Consider the following 16694-nt stretch of genomic DNA (forward strand, 5'->3'; position numbering starts at 1 on the left):
TTGGCGCGAAGTGGTACGAAGGCCAGCATGTTTGGTAGGCAGGCAGTCGGGGACCCACGGTTTGTTCAGGATCTTCGCGAAGGGCGTCGGCCGAGGCGCAAGACGACGCAACGCGTCCTTAATTTTCTCGCGTCTACAGAGGGAGTTGCGTCCACGCTCTCGGATCGTGTTGACGTGTCGGCGGGTTAGATTCGCATTGCTTTAATTACATCCGTCCAGTAGGTGTGCCCATACAGAAACTGGTCAGTCCAGCTTTTGTGGGGGCTACGGGGCATGGACGTCGAATCAAGATTACGAAGAGGGGTCGAGAGCAGGCTGGAATTCATTGAATTCCGGTTGTTCTGGGAAGGCCACGTAAACCGAAGCGACATCGTCGAGACATTCGGGGTTTCGATCAATCAGGCGTCAGCCGATCTCAACAGATATCTGGGGCTAGCCGAGACCAACATGGTCTACGACAAAAGCGCACGGACCTATGTGCGAAGCTCTTCCTTCAAGCCAATCTTCCATAAGCCTGACGCCGAGCGGTATCTCACTCAAATCCGGTCGATCGCTGACGGGATCATTACTCCCGACGATGCCTGGATCGGCAGCGTTCCGGGGTTTGCTTGCGCGCCAACACCTGCCCGCGGTGTGTCTGCCCCCATTCTCCGAGCGGTTGTGACCGCGATGAAGCGCAAGGAAGCACTCGAAGTCCTCTACCAGTCGATGTCCTCGCCGGAGCCGTCTTGGCGCTGGATCGCGCCGCATGCCTTGGTCTTCGACGGGTTCAGGTGGCACGCCCGAGCGCATTGCGTCCGTAGCGGGCAGTTCAAGGACTTCGTCCTGTCCCGCATCGGTGAAACGCGGGCGAGCAAGGCTAGCGAGGGGACAGCTTCGCGCGATCATGATTGGCTCAGTGATATTGACCTCGTCATCGCGCCCCACCCTGAACTGAGCGCCGGGCAGCGCAAGGTGATCGAGCTCGATTACGGAATGGAAGGCGGCAAGGCCGTGATTCCGGTCAAGCGCGCGCTCCTCTATTACGCGCTCAAGCGGCTCGGGCTCGATACCGACCCGGCTGCCCGGCGTCCGCAGGATCAGCAGATAATTCTACTTAATCGGGCCGAAATCACGGGGGGCTCCCTATGAATTCCACACCTCAGCCCGGGGCCGTAATCGAGCTGCGCTCAGCGACTTGGAAGGTGCTCGGCACCTCAACGCTAAAGCTTGGGTACAGCGAAGTACATTGTCGCGGCCTCTCCGGTTTGGTTCGCGACAAGGAGGCCCGGTTTGTCTGGAACCTTGAGAAGGATGCACGCGTGCTGGATCCGACCGGGGTCCACCTCGTCCCCGACACGTCCCCGGGGCTCAATGACATCAAGCTGCATATCGAGGCGGCATTCCGCCACACGCCGACTACGACCCGACGCCCCATCACACTTGGCCGAGCGGCGATCGATAACCTGACGTTCCAACATCTGCCGGTTGAGCGGGCGCTTGCGCAGGATCGCGTCCGGCTTCTGATCGCAGATGATGTTGGCCTCGGAAAGACGCTGGAGGCCGGGCTTATCGCTTCCGAATTGGCTCTGCGTGGGCGGGCGAACCGGATACTCGTGGTCACCACCCGGGCAATGCTGACCCAGTTCCAAAAGGAATTCTGGACCCGCTTTTCAATCCCGCTTGCCCGGCTCGACAGCGCGGCGATCCGGCGGATGCGGAACCGGATTCCGGCCCACTACAACGTCTTCGACCAGTTCGACCGGTCGATTGTCTCGATCGACACACTGAAGCGGGATGCGCAGATCCGGGACGCGATCCGGCACTCCTACTGGGACTTGATCATCATTGATGAGGCCCACAACGCTGCGGTCCGAAAAAATACGACGGGGACAAACTCCCAACGAGCCGATCTGGCCCGGCTTCTATCGCGCCGGACCGACTCGCTCCTTCTGCTGACCGCTACCCCGCACGACGGGTCCCAGGAGAGCTTCGCCAGCCTGATCGAGATGCTGGACCCGACCCGAGTCCCCGACCCGTCCCGCCTGCACCGGAGCGACATTGAGGATCTGGTGGTGCGTCGGTTTCGGTCCTCCCCCGAGGTGGTCGCGGATATCGGCCGCGAGGTTCCGAAGCGGGAGCTGTTCCGCCGTTCTTTCCCGCTCAGCCCCCAGGAGGAGCTCGCTTATCAATCCGTCGCGGACCTGCATCTCGATTTGGACGAGGAGTCGTCCCGGGGACGTGCGATCGACTTGTTCCGGACGACGCTCGCCAAGGCGATCTTCTCGAGCCCGGCTGCCTGCCGTGAAACCCTTGAGCGGCGCATCCGGGGAATCGAGAATGGGACTGCCCGCGGCACTCTGGAGGACCGGGACCGGCTACTGGCTCTGGCAGGCCAGGTAGATGCAATCGATACCGATGCTTTCAGCAAGTATCAGGATCTCCTGCAGCTGTTGCGCGACCTGCGCTGGACCGGAAGAGACCCACGAGACAGACTTGTGATCTTCTCCGAACGGATTGCCACCGTCTCCTGGCTCTCTGAGCGGCTGCGGGTGGATCTGGGTCTATCGGAGGAGCAGGTGGCCCGGGTCGACGGGGGCAGCGTCGAGGCGGACGTCCGGACCCAGCAGGTGATTGAGGCATTCGGGCAGGAGCGGTCCCCGGTCCGGATCCTGATCGCCTCCGACATGGCGTCCGAGGGACTCAATCTGCACTTTCAGTGCCACCGGCTAATCCACTTCGACTTGCCTTGGTCTCTCCTGCGTTTCCAGCAGCGGAACGGGCGCATCGACCGATACGGACAGGACCGGCCACCCCAGATCACCTACTTCGTCGGGGAGAGCACCCATCCGAAGGTTCGCCAGATGTGGGTGCTCGAGAAGCTGGTCGCCAAGGATGTGGCGGCTCAGGAGGGGGTCGGGGATCCGGCGGTTTTCCTAGGCGCCGGGCACACCGAGGGAGAGGAGACCGTGGTCGCCGAGGCCGTCGCCGCAGGGATCGGCGCCGACGCATTCGAGGTGCAGATGGACGCGCGGGCTGCGGAGGCTGCGACCCACTTGTCCCTAGACGATGAGTTCGCCGCCCTTTTCGGTGACTATGCGACCCCAGTCCCCCGGAAGGCGGAGGTGGCCGCAGATCTCGCTCCTCCTCGTCTCTTCAAAGACACGTTCACCTACGCCACGGCCATGATCGAGCGCCTCTCTCGCCCTGAGGAGTGTGTATTCGCTGACACGCCGTCCGTCGTCCAGTGTTCCCCGTCAGCGCCAATGGCACAGATTTGAGGTTGTGAATTAAGGAGGATTGGGGCTTCGTCGCAGTGACGAAGGAACGAAGATGAAGCCCCAATCCTCCTTGAAAAAATCGCCTGCCAAGGCCCCTGCTGAGCGGGTGGTGAAGGACATCCGGCGGCAGACCCGGCGGCATTTTTCGGCCGAAGACAAGATCCGCATTGTGCTCGATGGGCTGCGTGGCGAAGACAGCATTGCTGAACTATGCCGCAAGGCAGGCATTGCCCAGAGCCTGTATTACACCTGGTCGAAGGAGTTCATGGAAGCGGGCAAGCGGCGCCTGGCGGGTGACACGGCTCGTGCCGCGACCAGCGGCGAGGTGCAGGACCTGCGCCGCGAAGCCCGCGCTTTGAAGGAATGCGTGGCCGACCTGACGCTCGAAAACCGTCTGCTCAAAAAAAGCATGATCGCGGATGGGGGCGACGACGAATGAGATATCCCGCATCCGAGAAGCTCGAGATCATCCGGATCGTCGAGCAGTCGCATCTGCCGGCGAAGCTCACCCTCGACAAGCTGGGGATCGCACGCCGGACGTTCTACCGCTGGTACGACCGGTTCCTCGAAGGCGGACCGGAGGCGTTGGAAGATCGGCCATCGGCACCGAGCCGCGTGTGGAACCGGATCCCGCCTGACATCCTTGATCAGATCATCGAACTGGCACTGGAGCAGTCCGAGCTGAGCCCACGGGAGCTGGCGGTGCGCTTTACCGACGAAAGGCGTTACTTCGTGTCGGAAGCCACGGTTTACCGCCTTCTGAAGGCCCATGACCTGATCACCAGCCCGGCCTATGTGGTGATCAAGGCCGCCGATCAGTTCCACACCAAGACCACCCGGCCGAACGAGATGTGGCAGACCGACTTCACCTACTTCAAGATTATCGGGTGGGGCTGGATGTACCTGTCGACCGTGCTCGACGACTTCTCACGCTACATCATCGCCTGGAAGCTGTGCACCAACATGCGCGCCGAGGACGTGACCGACACGCTGGACATGGCACTGGCCGCATCGGGCTGCGACAGCGCCACGGTGCTGCACAAGCCAAGGCTGCTGTCGGACAATGGCCCCAGCTACATCGCCGGCGAACTGGCGGAATACATCGAGGCCCAGAAGATGAGCCATGTGCGCGGTGCCCCGCTACACCCGCAGACCCAGGGCAAGATCGAGCGCTGGCATCAGACCCTGAAAAACCGCATCTTGCTGGAAAACTACTTCCTGCCCGGCGACCTCGAAGCTCACATCGAGGCCTTCGTCGAGCACTACAATCACCAGCGATACCACGAGAGCCTGGCCAATGTGACGCCTGCCGACGCCTACTTCGGCAGGGCTCCGGCAATCATCAAACTGCGCGAAAGGATCAAGCGACAGACCATCGAACATCGGCGCTTGCAGCACCGCAAGTTCGCCGCCTAACATCAACCCCCTGACGAGGTCCGCACTCCGCTAATCTACGCCGCGAGTTGTGCCGAATGTTCTGACGACGGACACGGCGTTCAGTCTGGATTTGCTCGCGCAACGACGCCATCGGCAACGTGGCCGTAGTTGCCGCTGCCGCGGGTGTATTCGGGACCGGCACGGCCTGGCCCGATCTCATCGTCGCCGCGATCATGGCGGCGCTCGGTCTGTCTGGCGGATGGCAGATCGTGAGGCATGCACTGCGCGATCTCGCCGAAGCGTCAGGTTCGTCCGCCACATTGGTCGAGGTCCATTCTAAGAATGCGTCGCAATAGCCTTGACCCTGTAGCGACTTCAGGGTGTAGGCGCGCCACATGACGAGTCTCGGATCGAATCTCATGGTGCGCCGTCTGGGCGTGTTTCTGGCAATCCTGCTCTCTGTCGTAGCTTCGGGGCTCACGGCGTCGCCTGCGGCAGCCCAGACGCTCGATCCGGCAACCGCGCAAAGGGTCGGCACCACGTGGAAGCTCCTCGATTACATCGCGGTCGACTACGAGGGCGCGGTGTCGGGGGGCAAGATCGCCAGCGAGGGCGAATATGCCGAGATGCAGGAGTTCGCGGCCACAATCGCAGACGAGATCGGTGCACTGCCCGACCGGCCGAAGAAGGCCGAGCTGGTCCGCGAGGCGCGCGTCCTGCGCAACCAGATCGCCGCGAAAGCTCCAGCGGCGCGGATAGCTGCGACCTCTCAGACGATCTCCGGCGTTCTGCTCGAGGCTTATCCCGTCCCGGTCGCGCCTTCGACGGCGCCGGACGTCGCGCGTGGTGCTGCTCTCTTCGCCGATAATTGCGCCGCCTGCCATGGCGCGAGCGGCAACGGCAAGGGACCCGATGCTGCCGGGCTCGAAACGCCGCCCGTTGCGTTCACCGACACCGCCCGCGCGCGCAAGCGCAGCCTCGCGGCACTCGAGCAGGTCATCTCTCAAGGGATCGACGGCACCGCGATGCAGAGCTTTCGCGACCTTTCTGCCGAGGATCGCTGGGCGCTCGCCTTCCGCGCCGGAGCGTTCGCCTTTTCACAGGCCGATGTCCGCCGCGGCGAAACGTTGTGGCAGAGCAGCGCCGACATTCGCGCCAGAATTCCCGACCTCAAGGCTCTGGTCACGACCACCCCCGAAGCGCTGGGCGAGCAGATCGGACAGGCGCGGGCCGATGCCGTCATGGCCTATCTCCGCGGCCATCCCGAAGCCGTGACGGCGCGGCCTTCGGGCGATGCCGGCAAAGCCATCGCCACGACCCGCGCCAGGCTCGGCGAAAGCGTCGACGCCTACCGCTCCGGAGACAGGAAACGGGCCAAGGCGCTCGCTCTGTCGGCCTATCTCGACGGCTTCGAACCCATCGAGCCGCTGCTCAGCGCCAAGGACGCCGGACTGATGGCGAATATCGAGACGCGCATGGGCGCGTTCCGGGCAGCGATCGGCGACGGAATAGCGCCCGATGCCCTGGCGACGCAGGCGGGAGCAATCGATACGCTCCTCGATGACGCCGAGCGCGCCCTCGCGCCCGGCGCGTCGAGCGCCGTCACCACGTTCGCCGGCGCGTTTGCCGTCCTGTTGCGCGAAGGCCTCGAAGCGCTGCTCATCGTCGTGGCGATGCTGGCGTTTCTGGAGAAGGCGGACCGCAAGGACGTGTTGCGCTACGTTCACGGCGGCTGGACGAGCGCTCTCGTTGCCGGAGGAGCGACCTGGCTGGTGGCCACTTATGCGATCGGCATCAGCGGCGCGAGCCGCGAGCTGACCGAAGGGTTCGGCTCCCTGTTTGCGGCGGTCGTGCTGCTGTCGGTGGGCATCTGGATGCACGGCAAGGCGCAGGCCGGCCAGTGGCAGAGGTATATTCAGGAAAAGCTCGCCAGGGCCTTGGGCGGCCAGTCGGGCTGGTTGCTGTTCGGCCTCGCTTTCGTCGTCGTATACCGCGAGGTGTTCGAGACGATCCTGTTCTTTGCCGCCTTGTGGTCGCAGGGCAACGGAGCGGCAATGCTTGCTGGAACGGTCGCCGCCGTGCTCGTGCTCGCCGGCCTCGCGTGGACGATGCTGCGGTACAGCCGGCAACTGCCGATCGCCAGCTTCTTCCGCTACAGCTCCTGGCTGATGGCCGCGTTGACAGTGGTGCTCGCGGGCAAGGGTGTCGCCGCATTGCAGGAGGCAGGCTGGATCGATATCGCGCCGCTATCGTTCGTGCCGCGACTTTCGATCATCGGCCTTTTCCCCACGCTCGAGACGATCGCGGCGCAGATTCTCGTCCTTGTCGCGCTTGTCCTCGGCTTTGCGGTCAATCGTCGCCGAGTGGCCGCAGACTGATGCGCTGCCTTCCTGACGATTTAAGACTGCGGCTCGATGCGGCCGCCGCTCTGGCGCGGCGCCAGCTTAGCGGCAAATCCGACCGTCCAGCATCACGCTTACCTACCGGCGACACGGAGTCACACTGGTTATGAAAGCGAAAGTTCTTCGGTTCAGGGGCCTATCCGCAAAAATTGTTTGAAGACCGGCTATTGGTCTTGCCCCGCTCGGACTTCGCTGCACGGACCACTGGAGGCCGTTAGCTAATCGGGTCCTACAATGCGATTTCCATCAAACCTGATCTTGGCGATTTTTCGCCGGGAATATGACAGCTCCGAAAGCTGTAATATCACGTCTCGACAAGCGTCTGTGGCCTTGTGCACGGAAACGCCTGCCAGCAAAAATTTGCCGATCAGTACGCGTTGCGCGGGCTTGGTACATCTCTTTGTGTCCTCGCAAGAGGTGCGTGTGCACAAAGAAAAGGACGATCATGGCGAAGATGAGGGCAGCGGTGTTCGTGGAGCCGGGGCGAATTGTCCTCGATGAGAAGCCGATTCCGGAAGTCGGGGCACTCGATGCGCTTGTGCGGATCACCACAACCACCATCTGCGGCACCGACGTGCACATTCTGAAAGGCGAATACCCGGTTGTCCCCGGCCTCACCGTTGGACACGAACCGGTCGGGATTATCGAAAAGCTGGGCTCGGCCGTCACGGGGTACCAGGAAGGTCAGCGGGTAATCGCAGGCGCGATCTCCCCCAGCGGCCACAGCAACGCCTGTCTTGCAGGCTTTCATTCGCAAGACGGGGCGGGCGCTCGCCATGGCTGGAAACCGATCGGTGGATGGAAGCTCGGAAACACCATCGACGGCTGCCAGGCGGAGTATGTGCTGGTGCCGGACGCCATGGCTAACCTGGCCCCTGTACCCGACGGTCTGACGGACGAGCAGGTGTTGATGTGCCCGGATATCATGTCGACGGGCTTTGGGGGCGCAGAGCGAGGCGGCGTCCGGATCGGTGATACCGTCGCGGTATTCGCGCAGGGGCCGATTGGCCTCTGCGCTGCGGCCGGGGCGAAGCTTGCCGGGGCAACCCTCGTCATTGGAGTCGATCGCTTGCCCGCGCGTCTCCACACCGCCAGGGCGCTGGGCATTGATGCCGTGATCGACGCCGGCACCCTCGATCCCGTGAACGAGATACTGCGCCTGACCGACGGGCGCGGGGTGGACGTCGCGATCGAGGCACTCGGAAGCCAGGCAACATTCGAGGCATGCCTGAGGGTGCTGCGTCCAGGCGGAACGCTTTCGAGCCTTGGCGTCTATTCCGCGGATATCAAGGTCCCGCTGAATGCGTTCGCCGCCGGGCTTGGCGATCTCAGCATCGTAACGACGCTGTGTCCGGGCGGAAAGGAACGCATGCGCCGGCTCATCGAGGTCGTGGCGGCGGGGAGGGTAGACCTCCGGCCCATGGTTACCCATCGCTATAAGCTCGACGACATCGAAGCGGCCTATGAACTCTTTGCCCACCAGCGTGACGGTGTCCTCAAAGTGGCAATCACACCTTAGATGAGCCCACCTCTCTCCATAGGCCCCGGGCTTTGGGACTTGGCCAAGAGCAAGCCGATACAATCAATGGATATTTTGATCTGGATCATGGGCGAGGGCAATCAAAGGGTGTTTGCCAACTCACGAATCAGAAAACGCACGACCGACAGCCAGCAGAGATAATAGATGACATCAATTGATCGACGAAAGTTTTTGGCCGCAGGCAGCGCTTCGCTCGGTGCCTTGGGTATCGTGGGCGCCATTCCGGCTTGGGCGCGCGGAGCGATTGGGGGAACTCTTGCCCGTCGCGGGAGCGATGTCCTGTCGGGAGACTATCTAAGCCTGACGGTGGCCGACGCCGTTTTCGAGACGGGGACTCGTCATGGTCCCGCTGTCACGGTCAATGGAACGATCCCGGGACCGTTGTTACGTCTGAGAGAGGGACAGAATCTCGTCGTCGATTTGCTCAACAACAGCTCGGAAGATACCTCGGTCCACTGGCATGGCATGCTGGTTCCATTCCTAATGGACGGTGTTCCGGGCGTATCGATGGCCGGCCTCAAGCCCGGCGACCGCTTCCGCTACGAATTCCCGGTCCGGCAGGCAGGGACCTACTGGTGGCACGCGCACACGTTGCAGGAGCCAATGGGACATTACGGCCCCATCATCATCGATCCGGCCGAGCCTGAACCTTTCGCCTATGATCGTGACTATGTCCTCATGCTCTCGGACTGGTCGCCGATGAACCCGCATACGATCATGAAAAAGCTCAAGGTGGCCGACGCCTATTTCAACTACAACAAAACCACTGCAACCGACAATTATCCGCTGAGCGGTGCGACGCGCAGGATGTGGGCGCGCATGCGAATGATGCCGACCGACATCTCCGATGTGACCGGGTCGACCTACAGCTTCCTCGTCAACGGATATGGTCCCGAGGACGGGCTGGAATTTGCCTATCGCCCGGGTGAACGAATCCGCCTCAGAATCATCAACGGCGCCGCGATGACCTATTTTAATGTGCGGATTCCCGGATTGCCGATGACAGTTGTCGCCGCAGACGGGCAGAATGTCCGCCCCTTCGAGGTGGACGAGTTCCAGATTGGCAACGCGGAAACATACGATGTCATCATCGAGCCGAGAGATGGCGATGCCTTTGCTTTTATCGCAGAAGCAATGGATCGCACCGGGATGGGGCTGGCCATGTTCGCGGCCCGACCGGGCGCGCGCGCTTCCGTCCCTGAACTCCGCGCGCCGCCGCTGCTGACAATGGCCGATATGGGCATGAGCGACATGGAACCTGGCTCGATGGACCATGAAGGCGTCGGAGGCGCGCAGTCTGCGCCAATGGGTGCGATGGCGATGGACGGAATGAGCATGCGCGACACATCGAAGTTGCCACCGGACGTAAAGGTCGGTCCGGGGCTCGACATGGTGGCGATGAATCCGGTCGACCGCATGGGCTATCCCGGTACCGGGCTCGACAAGGTCTCCCACCGCGTGCTGACGTACAAGGACCTGGTGGCGGCCAAACCGAACAGGGATCAGCGCCGGCCCTCGCGCTCGGTCGAGATTCATCTGACCGGTAACATGGAGCGCTACATGTGGTCGTTTGACGGGAAGAAGTTTTCTGCCGTCACCGATGACCCCATTCGCTTCGCGTTCAACGAACGCGTCCGTGTGCGTCTGGTGAACGATACGATGATGGCGCATCCCATCCATCTGCACGGCCACTTCTTCGAACTGGTGAATGGCCACGACGGTTTTCAGCCCCTCAAGCATACGCTTACGGTCCAGCCAGGAAGCAGTGCAACTTTTGATCTGACTGCCGATGAGCCTGGCGACTGGGCATTCCACTGCCACCTGATCTACCACATGCACAACGGCATGTTTCAGGTCGTCACCGTCCGCCCTCTGAACGGGGAGGTTGGGCAATGAGGACTGGAGCGTTCATTCTTCTGCTGGCTTCGGCAGCTCCTGCATACGCACAAGACCATGAGGCGCACCAACGCCACGAAGTGCAAGCAGATGCACCAGATAAGGCGCCGCCGCATTCGGCGCATCCCGAACAGGGAAGTGAAGTTCAGGCAGCCACAGCGCTGCCGCCGATGGATCACGGGTCGATGGATCATCAGCAGGAGGGCGAGCCGGGGGGAATGGATTCGGGCGCCGTCAGCCACGATCCCGCGAGCGCCATGGAGATGGACCAGGGCGCCATGGATCACTCTGCCCATGGCGCGATGGATAAAGTTGCGGGAATCCCGGAAGCTCCGCCGCCGCCGGAGGCGTTTTCTGGCCCTGCCTATGCGGCCGACGCCTTCGTCGGCTCCCAAACCATGGCAGCTTCGCGCGCAGCCGTGGCGCGCGTGGTCAGCGGCCTGCCCGTCTTCTGGTTCATCGCTGACCGGACGGAATATCGCGCCCGCCAGGGCAAAGATGGATATTTGTGGGATGTTCAAGGCTATTACGGCGGCGATATCGACAAGTTCTGGTTCAAGAGCGAAGGTGAAGGCGTCTTCGGCGAGAAGCCGGAATCGGCTGAAGTGCAGGCGCTCTGGAGCCACGCAATTGGCCCCTGGTGGGATCTGCAAGCGGGTGTACGACAAGATCTTGCCGGTCCCGACCGGACGCACGCAGTCGTTGGCATCCAAGGCCTTGCGCCTTACCTTTTCGAAGTCGATGCGGCCGCCTTCGTTTCCAACAAAGGTGATGTCACCGCGCGTATCGAGGGCGAGCTTGACCAGCGTCTCACCCAGCGGCTGATCCTGCAGCCGCGCGCCGAGATAGGCCTCGCAGCGCAGGACATTCCAGAGCTCGGGATAGGCGCCGGCGTCGACCGGATCGAAGCCGGCTTGCGCTTGCGATACGAGTTCGTGCGAGAATTTGCGCCTTATATCGGGATCGATCAGGAGTGGCGGCTTGGCCAAAGCGCCGATTATGCCAGGGCTGCCGGAGAGGATCCGAGCGTCACCAGTTTCGTCGTTGGCGTGCGTCTATGGTTCTGACACGCAAGCCTCTGCTGGGAAGCGAATATTCTCGAGTATGAGCCGGATCGTCAATTGCAGTGGCGGTCTCGGCCAGTTCTTCGGCCGAGCAAAGCTGATAAGGCGATCGGAACAAATTTTGTACTGAGCGTGGAGATTTTCCACCCGTTCGCAAACAGAATGAAAGGCGCACATTATGGCCGGGCCCTCCTCTGCCGCATCGTTGCGAACTCTCGATGACATCTGCTTTGGCGGCAAGACCGCGATCGTCAGGGTCGATCTCAATGTGCCTGTGGAGGGAGGGGTCGTGTCCGATGCCACCCGGATCGAGCGCATTATCCCTACGCTTCGCGAACTGATCGCGAAGGGCGCGAAAGTTGTCCTCCTTTCGCACCTGGGGCGTCCGAAGGGAAAGGTGGTTGCCGATATGAGTCTCGAGCCGGTCGCGGGCGCGCTGGAGGAAGCGATGGGCATGCCGGTTGGTTTCGTCGCGACGAACTGGCGCGACGGCCAAGCGAAAGAGGCTGTCAAAGCCGCGGCACCGGGCGACGTGCTGCTTATGGAGAACACGCGGTTTCATCCGGGTGAGGAGACCAACGATCCGGAGCTGGCTGCGCAGTTCGCGAACCTCGGCGACATATACGTCAATGACGCATTTTCCGCAGCGCATCGTACCCATGCATCGACGGAGGGCATCGCGCACGTGCTGCCGGCGGTGGCAGGGCGCGCTCTGCAGGCTGAGCTCGAGTCCCTGAGCTTGATTCTCGAGAACCCGGATCGTCCGGTGCTCGCGTTTGTCGGCGGAGCAAAGGTTTCCACCAAGCTCGATCTCCTCGTCAATTTGGTCGCTAAGGTACAGGGCCTCGGGATTGGGGGTGCGATGGCCAACACTTTTCTGGCTGCCCAGGACCGGCCGATAGGCAGATCGATGGCCGAACGCGAAATGCTGGACAATGCCCGTGAGGTTATCCACCGTGCCAACGAAGCCGGTTGCGCGATTTTCCTGCCGATCGACGTGGTCGTAGCCACCGAGTTGAGCGCCGGTGCCGTCTCGCGTACGATTTCGGTTGAGCGGGTCCGCGCAGACGACATGATCCTCGACGTCGGTCCCGCGACAGTAGCGCTTCTTGAGAAGGCGCTGAAGCACATGCGGACCGTCGTCTGGAATGGTCCGCTTGGAGCGTTCGAGGTTCCGCCTTTCGACCAGGGAACGGTAGCTCTCGCCCGGGCGATCGCCGATCTGGCGGATGCCGGGCAACTTCGGGCAGTCGCGGGCGGGGGTGACACGTCCGCGGCGCTCAATCATGCCGGCGTTGCCGACCGGTTCAGTTACGTGTCGAGCGCAGGTGGAGCGTTCCTCGAATGGCTAGAGGGCAAGGCTTTGCCCGGCATCGTGGCGCTGCGACGATGAAGGTGAGATCAAAATGTGCACACAACCGTCTAGGACTTCGTTCCGTCGCACCTCTAGGATTCCGTTCCCTCCCGCGCACGCTCGAGAACCTTCATCTCCTTAGCCTGCTCGTTCCTGAGCATCCGGACCGCACTGGCCGTGTCACTGGGAACGCCAGGTTGCTTCAGTAAGATATTGGACATTTCTATCGCGCCGCGATGATGTTCGATCATCTTCCTCAACCAGACCCTGGACACATCGGGACCGAAAACGCCAGTGGTTGCATCGTGCATTTTTTGTATCGGCCGTAGGAAGACCAGCGCGCTCTCGACATCAATAGGCCCGTCGCGCAGCAGCTTCTCAAGCTCGCGGACTGCGCGTTCCTGCGCTCGCACCGTGTGTATTGCCAGCGCCCGGATTTCAGGAGGTGGATCTTCCTGAAGAAGCACCCGCGACAGTGCCGCTCCGCCCTCGTGGTGCGCAATCATCATTCTTACCCAATTGTCGCCCGAGCTCGTTCCGATGGCGGCTTTCATGCTGTCGTACATGGCGGTTTCGGCCGGGAAGAATGGCCCCAGATCATGTGAAATGACCTCGGAGGGATCGCCGCCGATCTGGGCCCCCGTGCGGTCACAAGCGGCCGTTATCAACAAGCAAATTGCCGTAATCTGCCGTGCGTACAGTCGTTTCTTCATATCGGCCGATCTGACGATTTCACTGGCTTATATTCTTATCCCCCCGGTGTTCGTTCGTCACAGGATTTGTGTACCTCCAGAAAACTCGGGGCATCAGAATAGATGATATTTTTGGGCTGGCGCGCGGAAAGTTGGCTCCCGGTTTCATCGGGGGTTTTGTCGATGGGAGACAATCGCGTCCTGCCATCTCTGCCGGCAGTCAAATGACGCGTTCACGATGTCTGGACCGGGGGGCGGTAGATCGGGATCAACAGCGCGCTTCTGAAGCTCTCTCCGGACAGGAGGCCTCGAAGCGACCATTTCCATGATGAGCTTTCATGTCGGCTCCCAAGCTCTTCAGTGCGATGGCCCGATAGCTCTTGGCATTGCCGTGGGACGGGGGCAAGACATGCCGACTTTTCATGTAGATGGCCACATCGGGAGGGGATCCATGGTCGGCCGAAACCATCCTGCATCAGCAGCTTCAGGATCGGATATTCTTGCGCTGATTGGCGATGGTGTCGTCAGCACAGACGAAAGCGGACACATCCTGCTTTTCAACCGCGCAGCTGAAGAGATTTTCGGCTACGATGCCGACGAGATATTTGGTAAAGCGATCGAGATCCTTCTTCCCAGCCGTTTCCATGCCAGACATGTCAGCGACGTCCAAGCGTTCGCGGCTGGTTCCGAGGCAACCCGGCGTATCATGGGGCATCGCAGGGAGGTTCTCGGCCGACGCAAGAATGGGGAAGAGTTCCCCGTGGAAGCCACGTTATCCCGGCATGTGCTCGATGGGAGGATTACCCTCACGGTCGTGATCCGAGACGTGTCGGAGAGCAGGCGTTTTGAGCAGGAACTCGAGGCTCACAACCGTAAGCTTGCAGCGAGCGAAAGCCGCCTGCGCCTCGCGCTGGAGGGGGGGCGCATGGGCACATGGGAATGGAACCTGCAGAACAACGAACTCGTCGGAGACGGCGCCATGCGTCACCTATGGGGTCTGAGCGAACAGGGACCGCTAAATGTCGATGACGCTTTTGCAAAAGTTCACCCGGACGATCTGCCAGAGCTGCGTCGAGTTCTCGATAGAGCAATTGCGAAGGATGGCGAATTCGCCCGTGAATTCCGGGTTCTCGACCGGGAAGAGTCGTCCCGCTGGGTAGCCGGGCAGGGAGCGGTTTTGTGGGGGCGGGCCGGAGAAGCCGAGACTATGGTAGGCGTCACCTTCGATGTGAGCGAGCGGCGAGAACTCGAGGAGCAACGCCGCCTGCTCGCCGCCGAGTTGAATCACCGCATGAAGAACATGATGGCGCTGGTCCAGTCCGTGGTGAGTCTGACGTCCCGTGGTACCAGCTCCGTGGACGCTTACAAGCAAGCGCTGCAGGGGCGGCTTGGCGCGATCGCCAAGAGCCTGAACCTGACGCAGGGTGGCGAGAGCCGCACCACTCTGCTTGATCAGATCCTTCGTGAGTTGGAGCCTTTCCGGAACGCGGACGGCACCAATGTCGTGCTCGAGGGTCCACCGATCTCGTTCGACGCGAAGATGGGGCTTTCAGTCGGATTGGTGTTGCATGAATTGGCTACCAATGCCGCGAAATACGGCGCCCTGAGCGTCTCGACGGGTGTCGTGGAGGTGAAATGGGGTATTGAGCAAGGAGATGGAAGCCGTCTTTTGACACTGGAATGGAGAGAGAGCGGCGGTCCGCCCGTATCTCCGCCAACACACCGCGGCTTTGGCAGCACCCTGATCGAAACATCGCTCACGCGATCTCTGCGCGGAACAGTTAAATTTGACTATCTCCCCCGCGGCCTGCTCTGCCGCATAATGGTGCCGCTCGACGCCGCCGAGAATTGAATAGCTCCTGCCGCGGCGCCATGGAAACAAACAACAGACGATTATCGCGTCGATGAGCCCCGAGCGCGAAGCATGGCGAGACAGTCTTTCGAGCTGCGTTTCCGCGACTTCCTACTGGACGCCCGATCGGCCGCCGTGCCGTTTTACCGGCGCGGCGGCTCGTAATCGGGTCGCTATTGGTGGGACATTTCGCTCTGCTGAGCCGCCATTTGCTCCATCATGTCATGCATCATCGCCATGCGCTCCTGACATGCCTGCATCATGGCGGAATGGTCGCCTTGCATCATGCTTGCCATGTGTTCCTGCATTTTCTGCTGGTGCTCGGCCATCAGCCGTTGGCGCTCGGCGGGAGCGGTGGCGGCGCGCGCCTTCTGCACAAGTGCACGCATTTCCTCCATCTTCTGACGGTGCTCTTGCATCGCTTGAGACCCCATCATCATGCCGGCCTTGTGGTCCGGTTCACCAGCCTGAGCGGTTGTAGCGCCGTGCTGATGTTCAGCCTGCTGTGCAATGGCGGGCGACGAAGCAAGCGCGGCGGCAAGTGCGGCTGTAAAGAGTGTCCGTTTCATCATTATTTCCTCTTCGTTCCAGGGGGTCGATCGTGGATCTTCTTTACATAGGCATTCTCCTTGGAACATTTCTCAGGGGGTAAACAGGCCTATCGAGCCATTGTGAGAGCGCCGCTATCACCGCTTTCAATTTATCCCTCACACCCGTAGCGACCTCTGCTAGCGCCTCGTTTTCGACCGCCCGCATCGAGCCGACCGGATCGACCGCAGCGACCTCGAACGCCTTGGCACCAACCGGCTGGATAATGACATTGCAGGGCAGCATGGTTCCGATCTTGTCCTCGGCCTGCAGTGCCTTGTGCGCCAGGCTTGGATTGCATGCGCCAAGGATACGGTAAGGCCGGAAGTCCGCGCCGATCTTTTCCTTTTACGTTGCTTGCAGGTCGATCTCAGTGAGAATACCGAACCCTTGTTCTTGCAGCGCCGCCTTCACGCGCTCGTGCGCGGCTTCGATGTCTCCTGCTTCGATGGTCTTGGCAAAATAATAGCTCACGTCCGTTTCTCCTGCGTTGTTATGGTCGGCCTGGTTGCCGAATAGTGCCGGATCATGCCGATGGAGATGGTCATGCACGTGCGGCCCACAGAGCTATGCGTCATCCGATCCGACGACGCGGCGCCGGCAACAGGCGGCGGTTCGGCCAGGTCGGCCAATCGGGGCGGCAAGGTCCGGGTAAGAGGGCAACTTGCT

General features: G+C 61.5%; 13 protein-coding genes and 1 pseudogene. 10 read left to right on the forward strand and 4 right to left on the reverse strand.

The window, feature by feature from the left end; translation table 11 throughout:
- The first annotated feature begins 273 nt into the window (after window positions 1–273).
- From F7D01_RS12510 to pgk, 9 genes and pseudogenes are all read left to right on the forward strand, one after another.
- Window positions 274–1131 carry a WYL domain-containing protein gene (locus F7D01_RS12510; RefSeq protein WP_215227856.1) on the forward strand — a complete coding sequence of 286 codons (858 nt, stop codon included), beginning with the start codon at window positions 274–276 and terminating at the stop codon, window positions 1129–1131.
- The gene (locus tag F7D01_RS12515) at window positions 1128–3260 is read left to right on the forward strand and encodes a DEAD/DEAH box helicase (RefSeq protein WP_215227857.1); all 2133 of its coding nucleotides are present in this window, start codon (window positions 1128–1130) and stop codon (window positions 3258–3260) included. Before F7D01_RS12510 ends, F7D01_RS12515 begins: the two co-directional genes overlap by 4 nt.
- 52 nt (window positions 3261–3312) lie before the next feature.
- Window positions 3313–4676 (forward strand): IS3 family transposase gene (locus tag F7D01_RS12520; RefSeq protein ID WP_371819605.1). Its coding sequence is split into 2 segments (ribosomal slippage): window positions 3313–3660 and window positions 3663–4676, totalling 1362 coding nucleotides; the frame shifts between segments, so codons are not numbered across the junction.
- Window positions 4677–4750: 74 nt separating this feature from the next.
- Window positions 4751–4993, forward strand: a pseudogene (locus F7D01_RS12525) (hypothetical protein); the annotation flags it as partial.
- Window positions 4994–5032: 39 nt separating this feature from the next.
- Window positions 5033–7015: a cytochrome c/FTR1 family iron permease gene (locus tag F7D01_RS12530; protein ID WP_215227858.1), complete on the forward strand. Its 1983-nt coding sequence runs from the start codon at window positions 5033–5035 to the stop codon at window positions 7013–7015.
- A 469-nt stretch (window positions 7016–7484) separates the two neighbouring features.
- Window positions 7485–8558, forward strand: coding sequence for a zinc-binding dehydrogenase (locus F7D01_RS12535; RefSeq protein ID WP_119083610.1), 1074 nt, complete (start codon window positions 7485–7487; stop codon window positions 8556–8558).
- Window positions 8559–8723: 165 nt separating this feature from the next.
- Complete coding sequence (locus F7D01_RS12540; protein ID WP_119083609.1) at window positions 8724–10475, forward strand: copper resistance system multicopper oxidase; 1752 nt, start codon at window positions 8724–8726, stop codon at window positions 10473–10475.
- Window positions 10472–11542 carry a copper resistance protein B gene (locus F7D01_RS12545; RefSeq protein WP_119083608.1) on the forward strand — a complete coding sequence of 357 codons (1071 nt, stop codon included), beginning with the start codon at window positions 10472–10474 and terminating at the stop codon, window positions 11540–11542. Before F7D01_RS12540 ends, F7D01_RS12545 begins: the two co-directional genes overlap by 4 nt.
- A 175-nt stretch (window positions 11543–11717) precedes the next feature.
- Window positions 11718–12932, forward strand: a complete 1215-nt coding sequence (gene pgk, locus F7D01_RS12550) for a phosphoglycerate kinase (RefSeq protein ID WP_119083607.1) — start codon at window positions 11718–11720, stop codon at window positions 12930–12932.
- A 53-nt stretch (window positions 12933–12985) separates the two neighbouring features.
- Here pgk and F7D01_RS12555 read toward each other — a convergent pair whose 3' ends face one another.
- Window positions 12986–13606 (reverse strand): DUF305 domain-containing protein, encoded by a 621-nt coding sequence (locus F7D01_RS12555; protein WP_215227859.1) that lies wholly within the window; start codon window positions 13604–13606, stop codon window positions 12986–12988.
- A 430-nt stretch (window positions 13607–14036) separates the two neighbouring features.
- Between F7D01_RS12555 and F7D01_RS12560 the strand changes: the two genes are divergently transcribed.
- Window positions 14037–15437 carry a sensor histidine kinase gene (locus tag F7D01_RS12560; RefSeq protein WP_215227860.1) on the forward strand — a complete coding sequence of 467 codons (1401 nt, stop codon included), beginning with the start codon at window positions 14037–14039 and terminating at the stop codon, window positions 15435–15437.
- Window positions 15438–15610: 173 nt separating this feature from the next.
- Here the strand turns inward: F7D01_RS12560 and F7D01_RS12565 are convergent, their stop codons facing one another.
- Genes F7D01_RS12565 through F7D01_RS15310 form a run of 3 tightly spaced genes read right to left on the reverse strand, consistent with a single transcriptional unit; the run spans window position 15611 to window position 16577 of the window.
- Complete coding sequence (locus tag F7D01_RS12565) at window positions 15611–16009, reverse strand: hypothetical protein (RefSeq protein WP_251566825.1); 399 nt, start codon at window positions 16007–16009, stop codon at window positions 15611–15613.
- A gap of 40 nt (window positions 16010–16049) precedes the next feature.
- The gene (locus F7D01_RS15305) at window positions 16050–16364 is read right to left on the reverse strand and encodes a DUF302 domain-containing protein (protein ID WP_256443743.1); all 315 of its coding nucleotides are present in this window, start codon (window positions 16362–16364) and stop codon (window positions 16050–16052) included.
- 9 nt (window positions 16365–16373) lie between these two features.
- Window positions 16374–16577: a hypothetical protein gene (locus F7D01_RS15310; RefSeq protein WP_251566827.1), complete on the reverse strand. Its 204-nt coding sequence runs from the start codon at window positions 16575–16577 to the stop codon at window positions 16374–16376.
- Between the last annotated feature and the right edge of the window lie 117 nt (window positions 16578–16694).

Origin of the sequence: Erythrobacter sp. 3-20A1M, assembly GCF_018636735.1 — a bacterium.
Lineage (GTDB): Bacteria > Pseudomonadota > Alphaproteobacteria > Sphingomonadales > Sphingomonadaceae > Alteriqipengyuania.